General features: G+C 57.7%; 16 protein-coding genes. 13 read left to right on the top strand and 3 right to left on the bottom strand.

The annotated features are described in order from the left end of the window. Positions 1 to 110 precede the first annotated feature (110 nt). Positions 111 to 3362, top strand: a complete 3252-nt coding sequence (locus VGR81_01770; protein HEV2287661.1) for a PAS domain S-box protein — start codon at positions 111 to 113, stop codon at positions 3360 to 3362. Between the two features lie 15 nt (positions 3363 to 3377). On the opposite strand, the gene VGR81_01765 is transcribed toward VGR81_01770, so the two are convergent. Then, positions 3378 to 4766, bottom strand: a complete 1389-nt coding sequence (locus VGR81_01765; protein ID HEV2287660.1) for a M28 family metallopeptidase — start codon at positions 4764 to 4766, stop codon at positions 3378 to 3380. Between the two features lie 243 nt (positions 4767 to 5009). On the opposite strand from VGR81_01765, the gene VGR81_01760 reads away from it, so the two are divergent. Next, positions 5010 to 5966, top strand: a complete 957-nt coding sequence (locus VGR81_01760; GenBank protein ID HEV2287659.1) for an alpha/beta fold hydrolase — start codon at positions 5010 to 5012, stop codon at positions 5964 to 5966. Between the two features lie 104 nt (positions 5967 to 6070). Here VGR81_01760 and VGR81_01755 read toward each other — a convergent pair whose 3' ends face one another. Both VGR81_01755 and VGR81_01750 read right to left on the bottom strand, forming a co-directional pair. Next, positions 6071 to 6523, bottom strand: a complete 453-nt coding sequence (locus VGR81_01755; protein ID HEV2287658.1) for a cupin domain-containing protein — start codon at positions 6521 to 6523, stop codon at positions 6071 to 6073. Positions 6524 to 6557: 34 nt separating this feature from the next. Further along, complete coding sequence (locus VGR81_01750; GenBank protein HEV2287657.1) at positions 6558 to 7070, bottom strand: peroxiredoxin family protein; 513 nt, start codon at positions 7068 to 7070, stop codon at positions 6558 to 6560. Positions 7071 to 7304: 234 nt separating this feature from the next. Here VGR81_01750 and VGR81_01745 point away from each other — a divergent pair, with 234 nt between their 5' ends. From VGR81_01745 to VGR81_01695, 11 genes are all read left to right on the top strand, one after another. Then, positions 7305 to 8915 carry a benzoate-CoA ligase family protein gene (locus VGR81_01745; protein HEV2287656.1) on the top strand — a complete coding sequence of 537 codons (1611 nt, stop codon included), beginning with the start codon at positions 7305 to 7307 and terminating at the stop codon, positions 8913 to 8915. 89 nt (positions 8916 to 9004) lie between these two features. After that, positions 9005 to 10573, top strand: a complete 1569-nt coding sequence (locus VGR81_01740; protein HEV2287655.1) for a PLP-dependent aminotransferase family protein — start codon at positions 9005 to 9007, stop codon at positions 10571 to 10573. A 102-nt stretch (positions 10574 to 10675) separates the two neighbouring features. Next, positions 10676 to 13198, top strand: coding sequence for an ABC transporter permease (locus VGR81_01735; protein HEV2287654.1), 2523 nt, complete (start codon positions 10676 to 10678; stop codon positions 13196 to 13198). 77 nt (positions 13199 to 13275) lie between these two features. Next, positions 13276 to 13698: a PaaI family thioesterase gene (locus VGR81_01730; protein ID HEV2287653.1), complete on the top strand. Its 423-nt coding sequence runs from the start codon at positions 13276 to 13278 to the stop codon at positions 13696 to 13698. 30 nt (positions 13699 to 13728) lie between these two features. Next, positions 13729 to 14199, top strand: a complete 471-nt coding sequence (locus VGR81_01725) for a GAF domain-containing protein (protein HEV2287652.1) — start codon at positions 13729 to 13731, stop codon at positions 14197 to 14199. An 81-nt stretch (positions 14200 to 14280) separates the two neighbouring features. Then, positions 14281 to 15186, top strand: a complete 906-nt coding sequence (gene pdxS / locus VGR81_01720; GenBank protein HEV2287651.1) for a pyridoxal 5'-phosphate synthase lyase subunit PdxS — start codon at positions 14281 to 14283, stop codon at positions 15184 to 15186. A gap of 334 nt (positions 15187 to 15520) precedes the next feature. Next, a complete protein-coding gene (locus VGR81_01715; GenBank protein HEV2287650.1) occupies positions 15521 to 17803 on the top strand; it encodes a protein kinase in 2283 nt (760 codons plus the stop codon). Between the two features lie 76 nt (positions 17804 to 17879). Continuing rightward, positions 17880 to 19010, top strand: a complete 1131-nt coding sequence (locus VGR81_01710) for an NADH:flavin oxidoreductase/NADH oxidase (protein HEV2287649.1) — start codon at positions 17880 to 17882, stop codon at positions 19008 to 19010. 114 nt (positions 19011 to 19124) lie between these two features. After that, on the top strand, positions 19125 to 19700 hold the full coding sequence (gene pdxT, locus VGR81_01705; GenBank protein HEV2287648.1) for a pyridoxal 5'-phosphate synthase glutaminase subunit PdxT: 576 nt from the start codon (positions 19125 to 19127) through the stop codon (positions 19698 to 19700). Between the two features lie 7 nt (positions 19701 to 19707). Then, the gene (locus VGR81_01700) at positions 19708 to 20142 is read left to right on the top strand and encodes a hypothetical protein (protein HEV2287647.1); all 435 of its coding nucleotides are present in this window, start codon (positions 19708 to 19710) and stop codon (positions 20140 to 20142) included. Continuing rightward, positions 20139 to 20813, top strand: coding sequence for a metal-dependent transcriptional regulator (locus VGR81_01695; GenBank protein HEV2287646.1), 675 nt, complete (start codon positions 20139 to 20141; stop codon positions 20811 to 20813). The genes VGR81_01700 and VGR81_01695 overlap by 4 nt, the downstream gene beginning before the upstream one ends. Positions 20814 to 20825: the final 12 nt, after the last annotated feature.

Here is a 20825-nt window from a genome sequence, read left to right as displayed (position 1 = left end):
TGTGTGCCTTTCGATGCAATTTTGTTGAGTTCGCAGCGTACGATTTCAGAGGAGATCTTTGGTCTGTTCTGCCCGATCCATTGTGAGCAGATGCCGGAATTTTGAACAGCATGCCATCCAAGCTCGATTCCGCGCCAGCCAGGAAAAAGAAGAATAAAGCCGCGTCTCGCGCCGCAACCGGCATGCTCGCCTCGTCGGAAAATAAATCCAAACTGGACGGCGTCCATTATCGCCAGATTGTTGATCAGCTTCCCGCCATTACTTATGTCGCCGATCTCGGCCCGAATGGCCAGTGGCGCTACGTCAGTCCGCAAATTTCCACGTTTCTTGGTTATTCGCAGGAAGAATGGCTCGCAGCCAAGGGGCTCTGGCTCAGTTTGGTTCATGCAGACGATCGCGAACGAGTCATGGAAGCCGAGGAGCACAGCCGCATTCACCGCGAAGTCATGGACATCGAATACCGCATGCTGGCTCGCGATGGCCGGCTGCTTTGGTTCCGCGAACGCGCCATGATCGTCCGCGAACCGGATGGAAAGGACCTCCTCCACGGTTTCATGCTCGACGTAACGGACCGCCGTGAGGCCGAGACTGCGCTCCTCAGGCTCAGCCGCCAGACCAACATGATTCTCGATTCCGCCGGCGACGGAATTTTTGGCCTCGATCCCCACGGCACTCCAACCTTTGTCAATCGCGCGGCCGCTCGCATGCTCGGATATGAACCCGAAGAAGTCATCGGCCGTGATGGCCACAAGCTCTGGCATCACACAAAACCGGACGGGACGCCGAATCCTGTCGGAGAGTCTCCGCTCCTTGCGGTTTTGAAGGATGGTGTTACGCGCCACGGCAGCAATGACGTTTTCTGGCGCAAGGATGGTTCGAGTTTCCCCATCGAATATATTAGTACGCCGATTCGCGAAGGAGAAAGGATCGTCGGCGCTGTTGTCACCTTCCGCGACATCACGGCGCGCCAGCGCGCCGAGAGGGCTCAGAAGCAGGCGGAGGAAAGATTCCGCAGTATTTTCGAAAATGCCGTCGAAGGAATCTATCAATCGACCCCCGATGGCCGCTTCATTAGCGTGAATCCGGCAATGGCGCGGATTTTCGGATACGCATCGTCCGCGGAAATGGTCGAGACGGTCACGGACATTGCCCGCCAGCTCTACTGCGACACTGCTCATCGCGAAGAATTCAAACACCACATGGAGCAGTTCGACGTAGTCGCCAGCGCCGAAGCTCAGGTGCGTTGCAAGGACGGAAGGAAAATTTGGATTGCCGAAAATTCCCGTGCTGTCCGCAATGTCGTCGGTCGCGTTTGCTATTACGAGGGAACGATTGAAGATGTTACTTCGCGAAAGCGCGCCGAAGCCGAGCGTCAGGTGTCTTTCGAGATTGTTCATGCGGCGAACGTGACGGAAAACCTCGACGAACTTCTCCACCGGATTCATCAGTCGTTGAAGCGCGTTCTTTACGCCGAGAATTGTTTCGTCGCGCTCTTTGACCCTGCGTCCGGCAAGTTCGAGTTTCCCTTCTTCGCCGACCGGTATGACAAGGCGCCGTCTCCTCAGAATATGGGGCGCAGTTGTACCACGTACGTTTTCCGCAAGGGCGAGGCGATGTTGATTCCACAGGAGGTTTTCGACCAGCTCGTCGCCCAGGGAGAAGTGGAGTTGGTGGGCACGCCTTCGCCTTCCTGGCTCGGCGTCCCGTTGCGCACGCCCTCAGCCACCATCGGTGTTCTCGTCGTACAACACTACGAAGATAGCCGTGCCTATACGCATCGTGATCTGGAGTTCCTCGCATCCGTCGGCGCGCAGATCGCTCTGGCGATCGAACGCAAACGGACGGAAACTGCCTTTCGCGAGAGTGAAGCCCGTCTGCGCGTTTTGATCGAGCAGCTTCCCGCGGTTCTTTGGACCACCGACCGCGATCTTCACTTCACGTCTTCCGTCGGCGCCGGCCTTGCGCGCCTCGGCCTCAAACCTCAGGAAGTCGTTGGCAAGTCCCTTTACGAGTATTTCCACACCGACGACCGCACTTTTCTTCCCATCGCCGCTCACCGCCGCGCGCTCCATGGCGAATCTGTCACGTTTCACGTCGAATGGAGCGGCGGCTCTTATGCCTGCCATGCCGAGCCTTTGCGCGATGAACAAGGCGAAATCTTTGGCGTCATCAGCATGGCGCTGGATATCACCGACCGCAAACAATTGGAAGCTCAGCTTCGCCAGGCCCAGAAGATGGAAGCCGTCGGCCGCCTTGCCGGCGGCATCGCTCACGATTTCAATAATCTTCTGATGGTCATTCAGGGCTATACGGAGCTTTTGCTCGATAAACTTGGCGCTCAGCATCCTCTCCGCCGCAATGCCGATCAAATCCACGACGCTTCGCAGCGCGCCGCATCGCTCACGCGCCAGTTGCTTGCCTTCAGCCGCAAACAAATGCTCGCTCCTCAGGTGCTCAATATCCAGTCGGTCGTCTCCGACATGGAAAAAATGCTTCGCCGCCTGATTGGTGAAGATATCGAGCTGGTCACTACGAATCCGCAGGATCTCTGGCACGTGAAGGCCGACCGCAGCCAAATCGAGCAAGTCATTTTGAATCTCGCCGTCAATTCGCGCGACGCCATGCCCGATGGCGGTAAGCTCACCATCGAAACCTCCAACGTCGAACTCGACAACTCCTATTCGCGCCATGCCGTTGTCGAGCCCGGTGAATACGTCCTTCTCGCCGTCAGTGACACCGGTTGCGGCATGGATTCGGAAACGCAAGCGCACGTCTTTGAGCCTTTTTTCACCACCAAGGAAAAAGGCAAGGGTACCGGCCTCGGTCTTGCCACTGTCTATGGAATTGTCAAACAGAGCGGTGGCTATATCTGGGTCTACAGCGAAGTCGGCAAGGGCACGAGCTTCAAGGTCTATCTCCCCCGCGTCAGCGAAGCCGAACAGGAGTCACAACCGAAATCTGAGGCGCAGTCGCCCGCACGCGGCTCCGAAACGATTTTGCTCGTGGAAGACGAAAAGGGCGTCCGCGAACTCGCCCGCGAGTATTTGGAACAAATTGGCTATCGCGTCCTTCAGGCCAGCAACGCCGCGCTAGCTCTCGAACTCGCCAGAAATCACGCTGGCCCGATCGACTTGCTCTTTACCGACGTCGTCATGGGCGGGATGAGTGGCCGCCAGCTCGCCGAAGAAATGCAGAAGCTGCGCCCCGAAATCAGGATCCTCTATATGTCCGGCTATACCGACGAAGCCATCGTTCACCACGGCATTCTTGGTCGCGGCTCAGTTCTTCTGCAGAAGCCTTTCACGCTCAATTCGCTCGCCATCAAGGTCCGCGAGACGCTCGAGCTTCAGCCTCAAAATTGATTCGCAAATGGCGCGCTAATTCGCCTTGGGTGCTGCGCTTGGCGGCATGAATCGCCGCGCGGGCATCACCGCCGGCACAGCAATCGAACGCGCTCCGTTTTTGCCAACGCTGCGTATGGCAAAAAAATGATTGTCCGGAGAAACGCCGTCCAGCGTTAATTCGTTTCCTGACGCCACGAACTCATACACCGACCAGCGCGGCTCCGTCGTGTCGCGCCATAGAATCTCAAATCCTGCGCGATCGGGATCATCCGCTGCCGACCATCTCAGTAACGCGTATCCCATCGCCGTTCGCGGAACGTGAGTGATCGTCGCTTCCGTAGGCGGCGCCGGTGCCAGCGCCAGCTCACGCAACGCTTCGGCATTGTCCCACGCCACATTGCCCATGAATTTGTAGTCGAGATACTTCGCCAGATCGCCGTACTCGACTCCGTTCTCTGTCCGCGGAGTCTGATGCTGATGATCGTAATTCTCTTGCGGTTCCGTGAAACGCGCCGCCGGCAATCCCGCGGCGACGAACGGCATATGGTCGCCTCCGCGCCCCAGCCGGTCAATGCGGAAAATCAGTCGAATGTTCTCGCGCCCGTCAATTTCTTCTGTCGCGCGTGCCAGTTCTCGTGACGGCGAATCCACGCCATCCGGCCCTCCGCCTGAAAACATCCGCAGCCGGTGCGGCCCGCCCGGCACGGGATCAGCGCCGACAATGTCATTGTCGAAATATCCGCCGACGGTGTAGCCGTTGTTCTGCAAATATTTCAGCATTCCTTGCGCGCCAAGCAGTCCCTGTTCTTCGCCCGATAGCGCTGCAAAAATCAGAGTCGCACGGTACGTTCCCTTCGCCAGCAGCCGTGCCGACTCGATGGCCACGGCAACGCCGGAAGAATCGTCATCCGCGCCCGGCGCGTCCGCATTCGGATCGTTCGTCTGCGACGGTCGCGAATCGAAATCGCCGCTCGTGATAAACACGGTCTTCGCCAGCGAAGGATCGCTGCCCGGCAAAATTGCGTACACGTTCTCCAAATGCGCCTTCTCGCCCGTGCGCAAAGTCATGTCAAACTTATCCACCACCACTTGCATCCGTCCGCCCGATTCCTTGGCGATTTCCTGGAAGCGCGCCAGCGCGTGGTCGCGCCCGCAGCCGACGCCGCGCTTCGGGTCCGTCCACGACGAAAACGTGTCGCGCGTCCCGCATGCCACTTGTTCCTCGATGACTTCGCGCATGAGTTTCTCATCAATCGACGCGCGATCGATTCTTCCTGCGGGCCGCGGCAGCAAATCCACTTTCGGTGCGCCGTTCGGCGGTTCCGCCGGGTCTTGCGCCGCTGCAGTTCCGGCTACGAACGCCGTGCCAAATGCCATCATCACGAAAGAAAACAAAATTGCACGCCATCGGTCGTGTTTCACGTTCCTCACCTCGCTCCGCAGAGTTTACGCTTCTGGCGGACTAGACGCCTTTGACTTTCATTCGCGCGCCAGTCTCATAGACGCGCCGTGCTCCCGCGCGTTTCGTCAATTGTCGTCAAATCATCGCGGCTGTCCCGCTGGTTGTCGCCGCCGAATTGATTTTTTCTCCTTCGTAACGCTTCCCTCGCGCCGCTTTCCCGTGCTAGTCTGCCGCGCTGAATTTTGAATATACGGGAGGTTTCTATGATCGCTCCGTTGGTTCGGCGTCTCTCTTTTCTTGGATTTTTCGCCGCTGTGGCAATCTGCCTCGTTGCGCCGCGCGTCTTTGCTCATGATGAGCACGGAACCACATTCAACGCCCCGACAGCGACGATCTATTACGAAGTCTTTGGGTCCGGCGACGCTACTCCTCTGTTCGTCGCCAATGGCGGTCCTGGCTTCGACCACAGTTATCTGCATGTCTCCGCCGCCTGGGACACACTCGGCCTGAATCGCAAGATTGTCATGTGGGACCAGCGCGGCACTGGCCGTTCAGGCCCGCTCAAGCCCGGCCAGACTTGCACTCTCGCTGACCAAATCAATGACCTCGACGCCCTCCGCGCGCATCTCGGCTACGATAAAATCAATCTCCTCGGTCATTCCTGGGGCGGTTTTCTCGTTATGGCCTATGCCGCACGCTTTCCGCAGCACATCGAGCGTCTTATTATTCTCGATTCTGCCGCGCCTAAGTGGAGCGACACATTGTTCCTCTTCCACGATGTTTTTCCAGACATCACTGCCAAGGAAGACAGCTATGCCTTCACAGCCGCGCTGAATGAAAAAGATTCCGATGCCGCTGCGGAGGCCTCCACGAGCCTCTACGAATCGATGCTCTTCTATGCTCCCGAGCATCGCGACGAATTTCTCGCCAAAATGGCCAATGATAAGGAATATCGCGAAATCAATCGTCTCGTGAATCAGGACGTTCGCCGCTTCGACCTCAATCCGGAAATTGCGAAATACCGGTTTCCCGTGCTCGTCGGCTGTGGCCGGTATGACATGAATGTTGCGCCGCTCATCGCCTACAACATTCACAAATCAATCCCCGGCTCACGATTCGTCGTCTTCGAAAAAAGCGGCCACATGCCGTTCTTCGAGGAGCCTGATAAATTCGTCGCCGTAGTCAACGCTTTTCTCGGTCGCAGTGCGCCTTGGCCATAAATTGCGCAAAGAGTTGCATTGCATGCGTGGCAAGTTTCGGAGCGAAGAGGCTCGGGGGGGCTTGCGGTCCGCTTGTCGTCAGAGGTCCATTTGCGACGTAATGTTCATACGTCAATCGTAAACTCTTTATCCTTTTCGCGTACTTCTATCGCCAGGACCTTTGCGCTTTCCGTAGTGCTCAGATTTTTGAACTGGCGGTGAACGTGCATGGGTGGCTCATAGAAAAAATCGCCCGGGTGGTAGGTCTTTGCAGGCTCGGGATCGACTTGGTTCAATATCGATCCCTCAAGAATGTACGCGAACACAGGCCCGGTGTGGCGATGCGGATGTGATGTAGCGCCCGGTGCGAGAGTGAGCGTTAGCATTGTGACTTCCGGATTTTGCATTTGCGCAAGCGGCTCGCTCATTAGATCATGCACGTCAATCGAATCGCTCGAACGCATGCTTGTCCCCTGTGTGTGCGTTCGCAGTTCCTCTGACAACGTGTTTGCCGATCCTGTCGCAAGCGCGCCCGCGGCCAGCGCCAGCAGTTTGCTCATTTCACGCCGGTTCATCATCTTGAATTCCTCCGGTGTTGCTTTGCCCTGAACTTTATTGAAGTTTGCGAATCTCCGCCAAATCTTCCGCCACGGTCGCGCGAATTCGATAATCCGGATTGCGGTAAATCCACCGGATCGTTCCCGTCGCATCGATCAAGATGAGTGTCGCATGATTGTATTTGCCGCCGTCCGGCGCGGGATACGTCGAGAGCGAAACGGTGTTATACAAATTCATCGCCACGCGATCGTGGTCCGATAAAACAGGGAAAGGAAGGTGAATCTTGTCTTTGTCCCAGCGCGCCTTGTCCATCGGATCGGTGCTCACAGCAATGATGACCGTATTCAGCTTCTGAAATTCCGCATAGTGCTTTGCGAACTCGCCGAGTTCGACGCTGCAGTACGTTCACCAATAGCCTTCGTAGAAATTGAGCAACACGTTGTGCCCCGCGAACTGCGACAGCCGGACCGTGCCGCCTCCTGCCGAAGGCAGGACAAAATCTGGCGCTTTTTCGCCCACGTGAACATTGAGCGGCAAGAACTCAACCGCTTTTCGCGTCGTCGCCATCGCCACAAGCGCAAAAAGTCCAACCGCCGCGATTCCCGCTGCGCCCGCAGTGTTTAATTTGTACCGCCTCGAAAAAACCTGGCTGAGTTTCACCGTGGCTCCTTCCGCGCCGCGTTCCAAGCGCTGCGACGCTCGCACCGATTATGCCACTTTCGTGCCTGCGGCGTCGGAGAGATGCGCTTGCATCCATGCTTCAGCTTGGGCAACATTCCACCTCGGAGTAGAATCACGAATATGGCGGACGCCTCAGCGCGCATTCATATCCCGGCGCAGCTCAACATCGCCGACGAGTTCGTCTCGCGTCCGGCCCGTGCGCATCCGGAACGCGTCGCCATCCTCGGCGAGCCTCGCGCGTTCACCTATCGCGAGGTCGACGAAGCCGTCAATCGTGCGGCCAATGTCCTTCGCAATTGGGGTTGTAAGCCCGGCGATCGCGTCCTCATCATTCTTCCGGATTCCATTGAATTTATCGCTGCTTTTTTCGGTGCGGCAAAAATCGGTGCAGTTGTTGTGCCCGTAAATTCTATGGCTCGCGCGTCGGATTACGAATACTACCTCAACGACACCGGCGCGCGAATCGCCATAGTTCATAAGGCCGTTTTCTTTGAATGCTTTTCTGATGCATGGCCTCCTGGATTGCAAGTTGTCGCTGTTGCTGGCGAATGTGCTTCGGAAACAGCAGACCGCGAGCGCTCCATGGTTGAAAGTCTCGCCGCGCGCACAACGGTATCCTGGGAAGAGCAATGCGAACGGGAGCCAGCGAATTGCCTTGCGCATCCCACGGCGTCAACGGACCCTGCGTTTTTTCTCTATACGTCGGGCAGCGGCGGAACGCCCAAGGCCGCGGTCCATCGCCATGCGGACATGATGTATACCAGCCGAAGTTATGCGCAGGATGTTCTCGGTCTGCGTCCGGAAGACCGGACGTATTCCGTCTCTAAATTATTTTTTGCTTATGGCCTTGGAAACGGAATGTACTATCCGTTTTCCGTCGGCGCAGGCACGATCCTTGATCCGTCGCGGCCAAAGCCGGAACGAACCGCCGCAATTCTTGCGAAATACCGTCCGACCGTTTTATTTTCCGTTCCTACTTTTTTTGCCGCATTGCTTCGCGAGGCCGAGCGTGGATTGCAGATCGATTGCTCATCCTTGCGCATGGCTGTGTCCGCAGGAGAAGCTCTTCCCGCAGAAATCTTCGAACAGTTCAAAAAGAAATTCGGCGTGGAAATTCTTGACGCCATCGGTTCGACGGAAATGCTGCACATGTTCTTGGCGAGCCGTCCCGGCAAGGCGCGTCCGGGGAGCTGCGGCACGGAAGTTCCCGGCTGCGATGCAAAAATCGTGGACGAACACGAAAACGAAGTGCCCGCAAACGAAATCGGAAATTTGTGGGTCCGCGGTGGCGCTGCATTCGCCGGTTATTGGAACAAGCCGGAACTGACTTCGCAAACAAAACGCGGCGACTGGGTCCTCACCGGAGATAAATTTACAAAAGACGCCGATGGATTTTTTCATTATTGCGGCCGCGCGGACGACATGATGAAGGTCGCGGGCATGTGGGTCTCTCCGGGCGAAGTCGAGAACGCATTGCTCGCTCATCCGTTGATCGCGGAAGTCGCCGTCGTCGCGCGCGCGAACGAAAATGGATTGCTGCATCCCGTTGCGTACGTCGTTTTGAAAAACGAAATTGAAAATCGCAACGGATTGGAAAAAGAAATTCACGAATGGCTGCGAAAAAAAATGGTCTCTTTTAAGTGTCCGCAAGAAATCCATTTCGTCGAAAATTTGCCAAAAACGGCTACCGGAAAAATCCAGCGATTTCGCCTTCGCGGTGTAACCAATTGATCGCACAGCACTTCGGCTGAACACAGCGACCAGTCCAAAGAGACAATTTGGCTCTTTCCAGGGTGTTTTTTGGGTCTATATTGGCCTGTATGAACAGGCCATTCATACCACTGCATTTGCAGCCGGAAAGCGAAATTCCGCTGTACGCGCAACTGCGCGACCAGATGCGCGCGCTGGTGCATTCCGGAGAACTCGAGCCCGGCGACCGCATCCCGGCGAGCCGCGAACTCGCGACACAACTGCGGATTCACCGCACGACGGTGGCGACGGCGTACGCGGAGCTGGAATCGGAAGGGCTGATCGTCGGATACGTGGGCCGCGGGACGTTTATCCGCGAGCCGGCGACGCAGCGACAGTTTTCTCCGCCGCCGCGCGAGGCGAGCGGCCCGTTGCGATGGGAAGCGCTTTTTGCCGACGAGCGCGCGGGCGACGGGCTGAGCCGGCTGATGCCGGAAGTGCCAAGCGACGCGATCGGATTCATCAGCGCGAAGCCCACGGAGGATCTCTTTCCAGTCGATGATGTGCGGACGTGCGCGAATGCTGTGCTGAGGCGCGAAGGCAAGAAAATCCTGCAGCTCGGCGCGTCGGATGGTTACGCGCCACTGAAAGAAGTTCTGCTGAACATTTTGCGCGTAGAAGGCATTGCGGCGCGCGACTCACAGCTCCTGATTACGGACGGTTGCCAGCAATCGCTGGACCTGCTCGCGAAAGCGTTCCTGCGACCCGGCGACGCGGTGCTCGTCGAGAATCCGGCGTATCCGGGCGCGCTCTCGATCCTGACGTCGGCGCGCGTGCGTTGCTTGCCCGCTGGCGTGGAGACAAGCCACGCGAAGCAACGCTACACAGGGCTGGACCTGAAAGTTGCCGAGGCGGTGCTGGAACAGAATCGCGTGAAGATGATTCTGGTGACGCCGGATTTTCAAAACCCCACGGGCGCGACCTTGCCCGTGGCGGAGCGGCAGAAATTGCTGGAACTGGCGGCGCGATTCAAAGTCCCAATCGTGGAAGATCACATTTACGCACGATTGCGGCTGCGCGGCGATCCTGTGGCGTCGCTGAAGGCGATGGACAGAAACGGGCTAGTGATTCAGATCGACAGTTTTTCAAAAGTGGCGTTTCCGGGATTGCGCGTGGGGTGGTGCGTGGGACCGGAGCGAGTGATCGAAAGATTGCGGCTGCTGAAGCAGGCTAGCGATCTGCATACGGATCAACTGGCGCAGGCGACGCTGGCGGAATTTGTCCGGCGCGGGATGCTTGAGCAGCACATGAAACGGATGATTCGGATTTACCGGCGGCGGCTCGAGGTGCTGGAGAAGTCAATGGAACGGCATCTGCCTGGAGGGGTGGAGTGGTCGCGCGTGGATGGCGGAATGTCGGTGTGGATCACGCTGCCGGCGGGACTCGATGCGGGAGAATTACTCCTGCATGCGCGCGAACGCGGCGTGCTGTTTGTTCCGGGAAGATATTTTTATTTTCAAGAGCCGCAACCGAACACCTTGCGACTGGGATTTGCGGGGCTGGACGAGCAGGATATTGTTCGAGGGCTTGTCACATTGGGACAGGTCATTGAGACAGAGATGCGGAAGAAGCAGCGGGGCGCGTCGAGACACGCAGTTGAACAGGCAGACGGAGCCAGATCGCGCGTGGCGTTAATCTGAAGAGACAAGTGACCAGTGGACAGTGATCAGTGGCCAGCGAAAATCGAAAGCGCAGGACTTTTGAGAAGGGGAAGGAAAAGAACAACCATAGAAGCATAATGAGTGAGAGAGCGATGGTGCGCGGCACTGAGATTTGGCCGTCTGGCGGAAGGCAGAGGAACCGTGTGGCAGGATATTAAGTATGGATTGAGGATGCTGCGAAAGGCGCCGGGGTTTACGGCGGTGGCGGTGCTGACGCTGGCTCTGGGGATTGGCGCGAACACGGCGATTTTCAGTGCAGTGAACGGCATTTTGCTGAAGCGCTTGCCGTACGCGAAGCCATCGCAACTGGTCGACCTTTATGCGGTCAAGGAATTTCCGGGCGGCCTCGAAGCCTCGATGGATTTTTCCGCCGACATTTGGGTGAAGATGCGGCCGCAGATTCCTTCTATCATGCAAATGGCGCTGTGGGACCGCGACGGGTACACCATGACGGGAGGCGCGGCTCCGGAAGGTGTCTCTGCGGCGCTAGTGGACAGTGAATTTTTCCCCCTGCTGGGCACGAAGCCACTCTTAGGACGGCCGATACTGCCCGGGGATGCGCAGCCGGGCGCGAAGCGCGTCGCGGTGATTAGTTATGCGCTGTGGCGAGCGCGCTGGGGCGGCAGCAACGCGATTCTGAACCAGACGATTACACTCGACGACAAAGGGTACACGGTCGTCGGCGTCATGCCGCAGGGATTCAACTATCCGATTTCGACGGTGCAGAGCGATGAGGGGGTTTGGCTTCCGCTGATTCCTGTACCGGGGCAGAAGGGCACTGATGCCGATGTGTACCCGATTGCGCGCCTGAAGAAAGGCGTCAGTGATGCGGCTGTGAACGCACAGCTTAAGACGGTGAGCCCGCGAATTCTGACGACTGCGGTGGACAAGAACTTTGGCGGGGAGTGGAGCGGGACGTATTTTATTGCACAGCCTTTGGAGAAGCATTTCAGCGATCTCAATAAGGCGCTGGTGATTTTGCTTGGCGCAGTGGGATTCGTATTGCTGATTGCGTGCGTGAATGTGAGTGCGTTGCTCCTGTCGCGGGGATGGGCGCGAAGCCGCGAAGTATCGATTCGCGAAGCTCTCGGCGCGTCGCGCGTGAGGATCGTACGGCAATTTATGACGGAGAGCGTTTTGCTGGCGCTGGCCGGCGGCGCGCTGGGACTTTTGTTTTCGGTGTGGGGAGTTCACGTGCTGCGCGGCATCACGCCGAAGAATTTGCCGGAGCATGGCCATTTCGATTTGAACGCGAATATTTTGTGGTTCACGATTACGGTCTCGCTGCTGACGGGAATTTTGTTTGGGCTTGCGCCAGCGATGCAGGCATCGAGCCGGCGGGCCGGCCCAGCGATTCGCGATGGCTTTGGATCTCTCGCGGGCGCGGTGTCGCGGCGGCCGCGGCGATTGCGCAACGTGCTCGTGGTGGTAGAAATTGCGCTGGCGGTGATTTTGGTGATCGGCGCGACGCTGGTGGCGCGGAGCTTCGAAAAACTTACGAGCGTGAAGCTCGGTTTTCGCACGGATCACATCCTTACCATGAATGCGAACTTCAGCAAATCAGTTTGCGACCCAGCGAATGAGAAGAAGCTTGAGGGGTGCAAAGCGGCGGTTGTGGATGTTCTGGAACGAATACGGGAAATTCCAGGAGTACAGGACGCGACAGTGACCACTTCGACGCCCCTGATGCCGTACGAACTTATTACCGATCTCAAGATCGAAGGACAGGCACACGGCGTTTCGTTGAATTCCGGAGAGATGGTTACTGAGCGGGATGTTTCGACGGCCTATTTTCAAACGCTGGGGATACCGCTGTTGAGCGGCCGCGATTTCACGGATGCGGATACGGCTGGCTCGCAGCGCGTTGCCGTTGTGGATGAGACGTTCGCCAAGAAGTATCTGAGCGGGAACGCGCTGGGACGACGCATCAGCAGAGGCGAAGATAAGAAGGGCAATCCCGTATGGATGCAGATTGTGGGGGTGGCCGCGAGCGTACACGACAGAGATGCGGAAAGCCCTTTGAGTGGGGAGATCTACATGCCCTACGCACAAGTCAGTTACGGTGCGCGGCCGAGTTTTGTCGCGCGCACTTCTGAGAGTCCCACGGTGATGATCCCCGCACTGCGGCGGGCGGTTTGGTCGGTGGATAAGGAAGCGCCCATCACGAATGTGCTAACCATGGACCAGATTGTTTCCTCGAGCGTTGATGAGCAACGATATCAGACTTTTCTACTGGGCTCGTTTGGCGCGCTAGGGCTGATTCTGGCGATGGTGGGGATTTACGGCGTGATTTCGTATGGAGTGACGCAGAGGACGCGGGAGATCGGAGTGCGAATGGCGCTGGGAGCGCAGCCTGAAGATGTGTTGGGAATGGTGATTCGCGAAGGCATGCTGTTAGCGGGCGCTGGCATTGCGGCGGGAATTTGCGGAGCACTGACGCTGACGAGGTTTCTGCAAAGTTTGCTGTTTGAAATCAAGCCGACGGACCCGACGACGTTTGCGGGCGTGGCGGTCTTGCTGGTGATGGTGGCGCTGGCGGCGTGTTGGATACCGGCGCGGAGGGCGATGAGGATCGAGCCGATGGAGGCGCTGAGATATGAGTGATTCTGGACGCTGGAAGCTGGAGATTGGACGCTAGATAAAGACGACTCGGCAAGAAGAAAATGCAGATAGGAGACTGAATGGCGACGGAAAGGCTGGAGCCGAAGGCGGATAATCCGTGCTTCGGATGCGGAGCGGCAAATGCGCAAGGGATGAAGCTGACATTTGAGCAGGACCACGAACAGCGGAGGATCGTCGGGCGGTTCCGGCTGGGCGAGCGGTATCAGGGAAGCAACCGGATTTTGCACGGCGGAATTATTGCGTTGCTGCTGGATGAAGCGATGGGGAAGATGAACCGGTTTCACAATGTGCGCGCGGTGACGGCGGAGCTGAGCGTCGAATACTTGCGGCCGGTGCCCGTGGATCAGGAAATTACGGTGGAAGCGGAGGAAGTGTCGCGCGAAGGCAGGAACCTGATGCATCGCGGAGAAATTCGGAACGAAGCAGGGAGAGTTCTGGCGCGAGGCAAGGGAAGGTTTGTGGTGATTGCCGATGCCAGTTGAGACAAAATCGAATCCTGGAAGGAGCGCTGCGTGAACAACGAGCAAGCGGTGCTGGACGAAATCGGCTCGACGATGAATGAGGGAGCCGCGCCTAAGGAGACGGCGAAGCGGATCGCGCAAACTCTGCGATTGTCCGCCGGGTATGGCTCCGTGACGATTTATGCCGTGACGGAAAAGGAAATCATCGCGCTTGGCTGGACCGGAAGCGAAGAGCCGGCGCACTTGCGGTTTGCTGTGACGAAAGGGCTGACCGGCGCCGTCGTGAAGGAGCGTGCGCCGCTGGTGGTCGGCAATGTCAGCAAGGATCCGAGGTATCTGGTGGCGTACACAAAAATGCGGTCGGAGATGATTGTGCCGGTGCTGGGGCCGGGCGCGAGCGTCATCGGAACAATCAACATCGCGAGCGAGAGAGAGAATGCGTTTGGTGAGAAGGACGTGCGATTCGTGGAAGAATGCGCGAAGAAGATCATGAAACTGTTCAGCGTGCCTGGGATCACATAGAAAGTGTCCGCAGCGCGAGGACGGAATCGGAGATTCGAAAGAGCAGCGAGTTTCATCCAACGAGAAGGAAGGAAAAGGACAATGGAAAACGGAAGCGAGAAGAAGGGACAAGAGAATCTGTGGCGGGTGAAGGTCGGGCTGGCGGAGATGCTGAAAGGCGGCGTGATTATGGACGTCACGACCGCGGAGCAAGCCAAGATCGCGGAGGACGCTGGCGCATGTGCAGTGATGGCGCTGGAACGCGTCCCGGCGGACATTCGCAAAGAAGGCGGAGTGGCGCGCATGGCGTCGCCGCGAGTCATTCGCGAAATCATGGATACGGTGACGATTCCGGTGATGGCGAAAGTGCGCATCGGGCACTTCGCCGAGGCGCAGGTGCTGCAAGCGCTCGAAGTCGACTACATCGACGAGAGCGAAGTGCTGACGCCGGCGGATGAAGAAAATCACGTGTGGAAGCATGGGTTCAAGGTGCCGTTCGTGTGCGGCGCGCGGAACCTGGGCGAAGCGCTGCGGCGAGTCGGCGAAGGCGCGGCGATGATTCGGACGAAGGGCGAAGCAGGCTCGGGGAATATTGTTGAGGCCGTGCGGCACATGCGGACGATTGTCAGCCAGATGAAGAAACTGACGACGATGGGCGAGGAACAGCTGATGCACGAAGCCAAAGAACTGGGCGCGCCGCTCGATTTGGTGCAGCACGTCGCGAAACACGGAAAGCTGCCCGTGCCGAATTTTTCGGCGGGCGGAATCGCGACTCCCGCAGACGCGGCGCTGATGATGCAGTTGGGCGCGGAGGCGGTCTTTGTGGGATCGGGGATTTTCAAGTCGGCGGATCCGGCGAAGCGCGCGAAGGCGATTGTGTACGCTACGACGAATTATCAGGACGCGAAAAAAGTGCTCGAAGCGTCAGATGAATTGGGCGAGGCGATGAAGGGGCTCGACGTGCGGCAGATGGATGAGAAAGATTTGCTGCAGACGCGTGGCTGGTGAAGGAATGTTGCGCTGCCTGCACGCTTTCCTGATCCTCTGTGCGCTTGCCCTCGCGCCGGCAAGATTCGGTCAACTCCCGCTGGCGCCGGCAAGGTCATTTACCGCGTTGGCGGCATTTCGTTTCTTATGCTTCGGGCATCCACGTCGGCGTCCATTGCGAGATAGCATTGGCGCGTGCAGTACAAAGGGATAGGAAGCGACGAAAGCCTAGCCGCGTCGGATGAATTGGGCGAAGCCACGCTGCTCGTTGCGTGCAAACCACATTCGAAGTATATTTCTTCTCGCATCGCCGTAAGCAAATCATCGTTTTCATCGGCCTCCAGGCAGCTAGAAAATGGGACTCGATTCAGGAACAAGACTCGGGCACTACGAGATTGTTGCGCCTCTCGGCTCGGGAGGAATGGGAGAAGTCTATAGGGCCCGCGATGTGCGCCTTGATCGCACGGTCGCTATCAAGATTCTGCCATCGCATCTATCCTCTGATCTCGAGGCGCAGCAGCGATTTCAGCGCGAAGCGCGCGCCATTTCTTCGCTCAACCATCCACATATATGCCATCTCTACGATATCGGTGCGGTTGACGGCACGCATTATCTCGTCATGGAATATCTCGAAGGCGAAACTCTTGCTAGTCGTCTCGCTCGCGGGCGTGTTGAGTTGGAACAACTTCTCGTCATAGCCCTACAGATTCTCGACGCACTCGACAAAGCGCACCGCACAGGACTCATTCACCGCGACCTAAAGCCCGCAAATATTTTCCTTACGCAGGATGGGCACACGAAGCTCCTCGATTTTGGACTTGCGAAAAGCAGCAGGCCGCGTCTGAACGAACTGGCTCTGGATACGCCGACTGTGAGCGAAGCCGCGTACGTCACAAGCCCGGGTTCGGCGGTTGGCACCGTAGCCTATATGTCTCCCGAACAGGCGCGCGGCGAAGATCTCGACGAACGAAGCGATTTGTTCTCATTTGGCGTTGTGTTGTACGAGATGGCCACCGGAAGGCGTCCTTTTGAAGGATCTACCTCCGCCGTGATTTTTGATTCTATTCTGAATCGCCAGCCGCAGTCTGCCAGCGAAGTGATCCCCGCAATTCCCCCAGCGTTCAACAGCGCCGTTCTGCGGCTCATGGCAAAAATACCTCGCGATCGCTATCAAGCCGCGCGTGAGGTCGTGGAAGCCATTCAGGAAATTCAGCGGAACCGGCATCTGGAATCGAGTGGCAAAAGCGGCGCGCGGCGTAAAATCCCTTCGATCGCCGTGTTGCCGTTCGCCAATCTCAGCGCCGATCACGACAACGATTATTTCAGCGACGGCCTTTCCGAAGATTTAACCACCGCTCTCGCACGCCTTCAGGGCTTGCAAGTCGCCTCGCGCACTTCCGCCTTCCGCTTTCGCGGAGGCAACACGGATATTCGCGAAATCGGCCGCCAGCTCAACGTCGAAGCGGTCCTTGAGGGCAGCGTTCGACGCTCCGGCAAGCGTCTGCGAATCACTGCCGAACTCATCAACGTCGCCGACGGATATCACCTTTGGTCCGAACGTTACGACCGGGAAATTACGGACATCTTCGAAATTCAGGATGAAATCACCGGCGCCATAGTCAAAACCCTCGAACCTACACTCGCCGGCCAGCAATCCTCGCTTCCGCGCCGCCACTCCGAAAACATCGCTGCCTATGAACTCTATTTGAAAGGCCGCGCCCTGTGGAGCTTGCGCTCGGAAAGCAACCTGCGCGCCAGCATCGAATGTTTCCGTGCGGCCATTGATCTGGACCCCGATTATGCGCTGGCGTATACGGGCCTCGCCGACTCGTTCTCCGTCCTCGCGTTTTACGGCTATATTCCGGCGTCAGAAGGCCGGGGGCCCGCTGAGGTGGCCATCAAGAAGGCCATCGCTCTCACCCCCGATCTTCCAGATACGCATCTATCTCTCGGACTTTCTACCATTGCGTTCAGCGCTCGGTTGGCTGGGGCGGAGCCGCATATTCGCAAGGCTGTCGAACTTGATCCTCGATCCTCCATAGCCCATGCCCATTATGGCCTGTTCCTTTCAAGCAGGCGTCCGGAGGAGATGGATGCGCCGCTGCGCAAAGCGATGGAACTCGATCCCCTTTCCCCCTTTATCCATGGAATCGCGGCCCTTGCCTACTTCACTGCAGGACGACACGATGAATCCTTGCGCAGCGCCAATCGCTCGCTTGAGCTCCAACCAAATCACATTCTCGGCATGTGGTCCAAGCAGCGAGCCACTGCGGCTCTAAGCCGTTGGGATGAATCCATCGAGATCGGCGAAAGGCTGGTTTCTCTGACGCGTCACGCCGCCATGTTTTGCGGCCTGCTAGCCATGTCCTACGCTCTCGCTGGCCAGCGCGAAAAGGCACTGGCGATTCGCCGTGAGTTATTGCTCCGGCGTGAAGCGGGCGAGTATGTCGCTCCCTTTTGCCTGTTGAACATCGATGTTGGTTTGAATGATTTAGAGAATTCACGGCGCGACCTCCTTGAGCACCTCGAAGAGGGCGGCGGTACCGGCTGGAGCGGTAATGTTGTCCTCGGTCCCTTTCTAGCCACGCTCAGAACCCATCCGCCCACTGCTGAACTCCTGCGCAAACTTGACTGGTAGCGTTCAGCGGCTTGATAACTTTATTTGTTACTTATCGCTCGCTAGTACTCACTGCCTCTAGTACGATGATTCCGTCATGCCACACTTATTCGAACCGCTCACCATTCGCGGGGTAACGCTGCGAAACCGGATTGCCGTTTCGCCGATGTGCCAGTATTCGTGCGAGGATGGGCTGGCGAACGACTGGCATTTCGTGCATCTGGGAAGTCGCGCCGTGGGAGGAGCGGCAATTGTTTTTTGCGAAGCGACAGCCGTGTTGCCAGAAGCGCGAATCAGTCCGCAGGACCTGGGCATTTGGAGCGACCGGCACGCCGAAGCGCTGGCGCGAATCGTGCGTTTTGTTCACGAGCAGGGAAGCCTTGCGGGGATTCAACTGGCGCACGCCGGACGAAAGGCGAGTACATACCGAACGTGGGCCGCGAGACGGGGTACCGTTCCCGAGAGCGAAGGAGGCTGGACGGATGTGGTCGCGCCGAGCGCGATCAAGTTTCAAGAGGATTATTCGCAGCCGCGGGAGATCACGCGGGAAGGGATTCGCGACGTTGTGCATGGATTTGCGGCCGCCACGCGAAGGGCAATCGACGCCGGGTTCGACATTATCGAAATTCATGGTGCGCACGGATATCTGATTCACGAATTCCTGTCGCCATTGAGCAATCAGCGCAAGGATGAATATGGAGGCTCTCTCGAGAACCGCGCGCGCATGGCGCGCGAAGTCGTAGCCGCTGTGCGCGAAGAGTGCCCGGAGAGCCAGCCGCTCTTCATGCGAATCTCCGCGACGGATTGGAAAGAAGGAGGATGGGACGGTGAACAGTCGGTCGCACTGGCCCGCGAGGTGAAGGATTTGGGCGTGGACTTGATCGATTGTTCCTCTGGCGGATTAATTCCCGGCGTGGCGATTCCTATGGGGCCGGGTTATCAGACGAAGTTTGCAGAGAAGATTCGCCGAGAAGCGGAAATTTTGACCGGAACGGTGGGAATGATTACCGAGCCGGTTCAGGCGGATCACGTGATTCGCACGGGGCAGGCGGACATCGTTCTGCTGGCGCGCGAGATGTTGCGCGACCCGTACTGGCCGTTGCGCGCGGCGCGAGAGCTGGGACAAATTATGAGCTGGCCGGCGCAGTATCTTCGCGCCGCGCCGGATAATTCGCCGCAACGGGAGCCAGCACCGCCGCGTGAGAGCAATGCCAAATCCTCTGCCTGATTCGCCTCTATGAGTGGGCGGCTCAACCAAAATGGCTGGTTTGCAGCGCACTGGTTGCGATGATTTGCGTGCAGGCGAAGTGCTAAACTGAGATCCAGGATAGCGGATTCGCAAATGCTGATCGGGATATTGGCGATACAGGGCGACTTCGAGGCGCACGCGAAGGTGCTTGAGCGGCTCGGCGTGGAGTTTGTTTATGTGCGGACGCCCGAAGATGTGGAAGGTGTGGATGCTCTCATTTTGCCCGGCGGCGAGAGCACAACGCACATGAAACTGCTGGCCGAAACGGGGCTCGAGCCAGCGATACGCGAGATGGCGGCGAATGGAGGCGCGTTTTTCGGCACATGCGCGGGAGCGATCCTGCTGGCGCGCGACGTGAAGGCACCGGAGCAGAAATCGCTCGGACTGATGGACATGACGGTCGTGAGGAATGCGTATGGGAGACAGTTGTCGAGCGACGTCTTTCTGCTGCCAACCAAACTGAAAAATGAACCGCTGGAGATGGTTTTCATCCGCGCGCCAGTGATCGAGAAAATCGGCGCCGGCGTAACCGTGCTTGCGGAGCGCGATGGAAAGCCAGTGCTCGTCGAGCAGGGACGGATTATGGCGGCGACGTTCCATCCTGAGCTGACCGAGGATACGACGATCCACGAGCGATTCATTAAACTGGCGAAGAACGGCAGAAAGTAAAGCAGACATGGGCTCAGAGGGCGGCGGCAGCGAACAAGCCAGAGTGCTCTTCATTTGCATTGGCAATTCATGCCGGAGCCAGATGGCGGAAGCAATCGCGCGGCATATTGCGGCAGACGTGATGGAAGTTGAAAGCGCGGGTATTTCGCCGCTGGGATATGTCGCTCCACAGACACTGGCGACGCTGCAACAGAATGGAATTCGCGCGGAAGGCCATTATTCCAAAGGAATCGATGACGCGATGATGATTTTTGCGCCGCAGATTATCGTGAATATGTCGGGCCGGCGGCTGGAGGGAAGGTTTGACGGGACTGAAATGCTGGACTGGGAGATCGAGGATCCGTTTGGAGACGGCTCAGCGACATACCAAACGGTTTACGAAAAGATCGAGAAGAAGGTGAAGGCGCTGGCAGAGGAGCTGAAGAAAGGCAAACGGGGATGAGGCGCGAAAAGACGAGCGTCTCTCAGGAAGATTATCTGAAAGAGATATGGGAAACGGTCCAGGAGGAGCAGTCTCCGATCAGCGCGCGGCTCGCTGAGGATTTGGGCGTGACGCCTCCTGCCGTAACAGCGGCGTTGAAACGGATGACGCGCGGAGGATTTTTACGCGTTGAAAGAAGCGGGCGAATCGCGCTGACAGCGAAAGGCAGACGAATCGCGCAGCATCTTGTGTTACGGCACAGGCTCGCGGAAAAATTGCTGACGGAAGTGATCGGGATCGATTGGAAACGCGCGCACGAGGAGGCGGAGAAGCTGGAGCACGGGATGTCGCCGGAAGTGGTTGAGCTGCTATTGAAACGCTTTGGACGCGAGAGCCGATGCCCGCATGGCGTGCCGCTATTTGGCGGACTCGCGAAGCTGCGAAAGCGATATGGCGCGATTCGACTGGCGGAGGCGGGGGCAGGGCGCAGCTATGAAGTGCTACGTGTTTATGAAAGAGAACCCGAATTTCTCGCTTTTTTGGGAGGCCTGGGTCTGCTGCCGGGAGCGCGGGTGCGCGTCCATAAGCGCGAGTACGACGAGACAATGACGGTGACGCTGGCAGGGTCGGCCAAGAAATTGTACTTGGGGAAGCCCGCGACAAGCAGAATTTGGGTCAGACCGTATGGATAGCCACCAAGAGAA

This window comes from Candidatus Acidiferrales bacterium (assembly GCA_035934015.1).
Taxonomy (GTDB): Bacteria; Acidobacteriota; Terriglobia; order Acidiferrales; family UBA7541; genus DAHUXN01.
Note: the sequence above shows the minus strand (reverse complement) of the source record. Positions and strands in the feature narration are given on the sequence as shown.

Coding starts and splice junctions, on each gene's coding strand:
- pdxS (HEV2287651.1), top strand. CDS start 14,281: ATGGAAAACGGAAGCGAGAAGAAGGGACAAGAGAATCTGTGGCGGGTG.
- VGR81_01710 (HEV2287649.1), top strand. CDS start 17,880: ATGCCACACTTATTCGAACCGCTCACCATTCGCGGGGTAACGCTGCGA.
- pdxT (HEV2287648.1), top strand. CDS start 19,125: ATGCTGATCGGGATATTGGCGATACAGGGCGACTTCGAGGCGCACGCG.
- VGR81_01730 (HEV2287653.1), top strand. CDS start 13,276: ATGGCGACGGAAAGGCTGGAGCCGAAGGCGGATAATCCGTGCTTCGGA.
- VGR81_01755 (HEV2287658.1), bottom strand. CDS start 6,523: ATGATGAACCGGCGTGAAATGAGCAAACTGCTGGCGCTGGCCGCGGGC.
- VGR81_01695 (HEV2287646.1), top strand. CDS start 20,139: ATGAGGCGCGAAAAGACGAGCGTCTCTCAGGAAGATTATCTGAAAGAG.
- VGR81_01740 (HEV2287655.1), top strand. CDS start 9,005: ATGAACAGGCCATTCATACCACTGCATTTGCAGCCGGAAAGCGAAATT.
- VGR81_01700 (HEV2287647.1), top strand. CDS start 19,708: ATGGGCTCAGAGGGCGGCGGCAGCGAACAAGCCAGAGTGCTCTTCATT.
- VGR81_01770 (HEV2287661.1), top strand. CDS start 111: ATGCCATCCAAGCTCGATTCCGCGCCAGCCAGGAAAAAGAAGAATAAA.
- VGR81_01745 (HEV2287656.1), top strand. CDS start 7,305: ATGGCGGACGCCTCAGCGCGCATTCATATCCCGGCGCAGCTCAACATC.
- VGR81_01715 (HEV2287650.1), top strand. CDS start 15,521: ATGGGACTCGATTCAGGAACAAGACTCGGGCACTACGAGATTGTTGCG.
- VGR81_01760 (HEV2287659.1), top strand. CDS start 5,010: ATGATCGCTCCGTTGGTTCGGCGTCTCTCTTTTCTTGGATTTTTCGCC.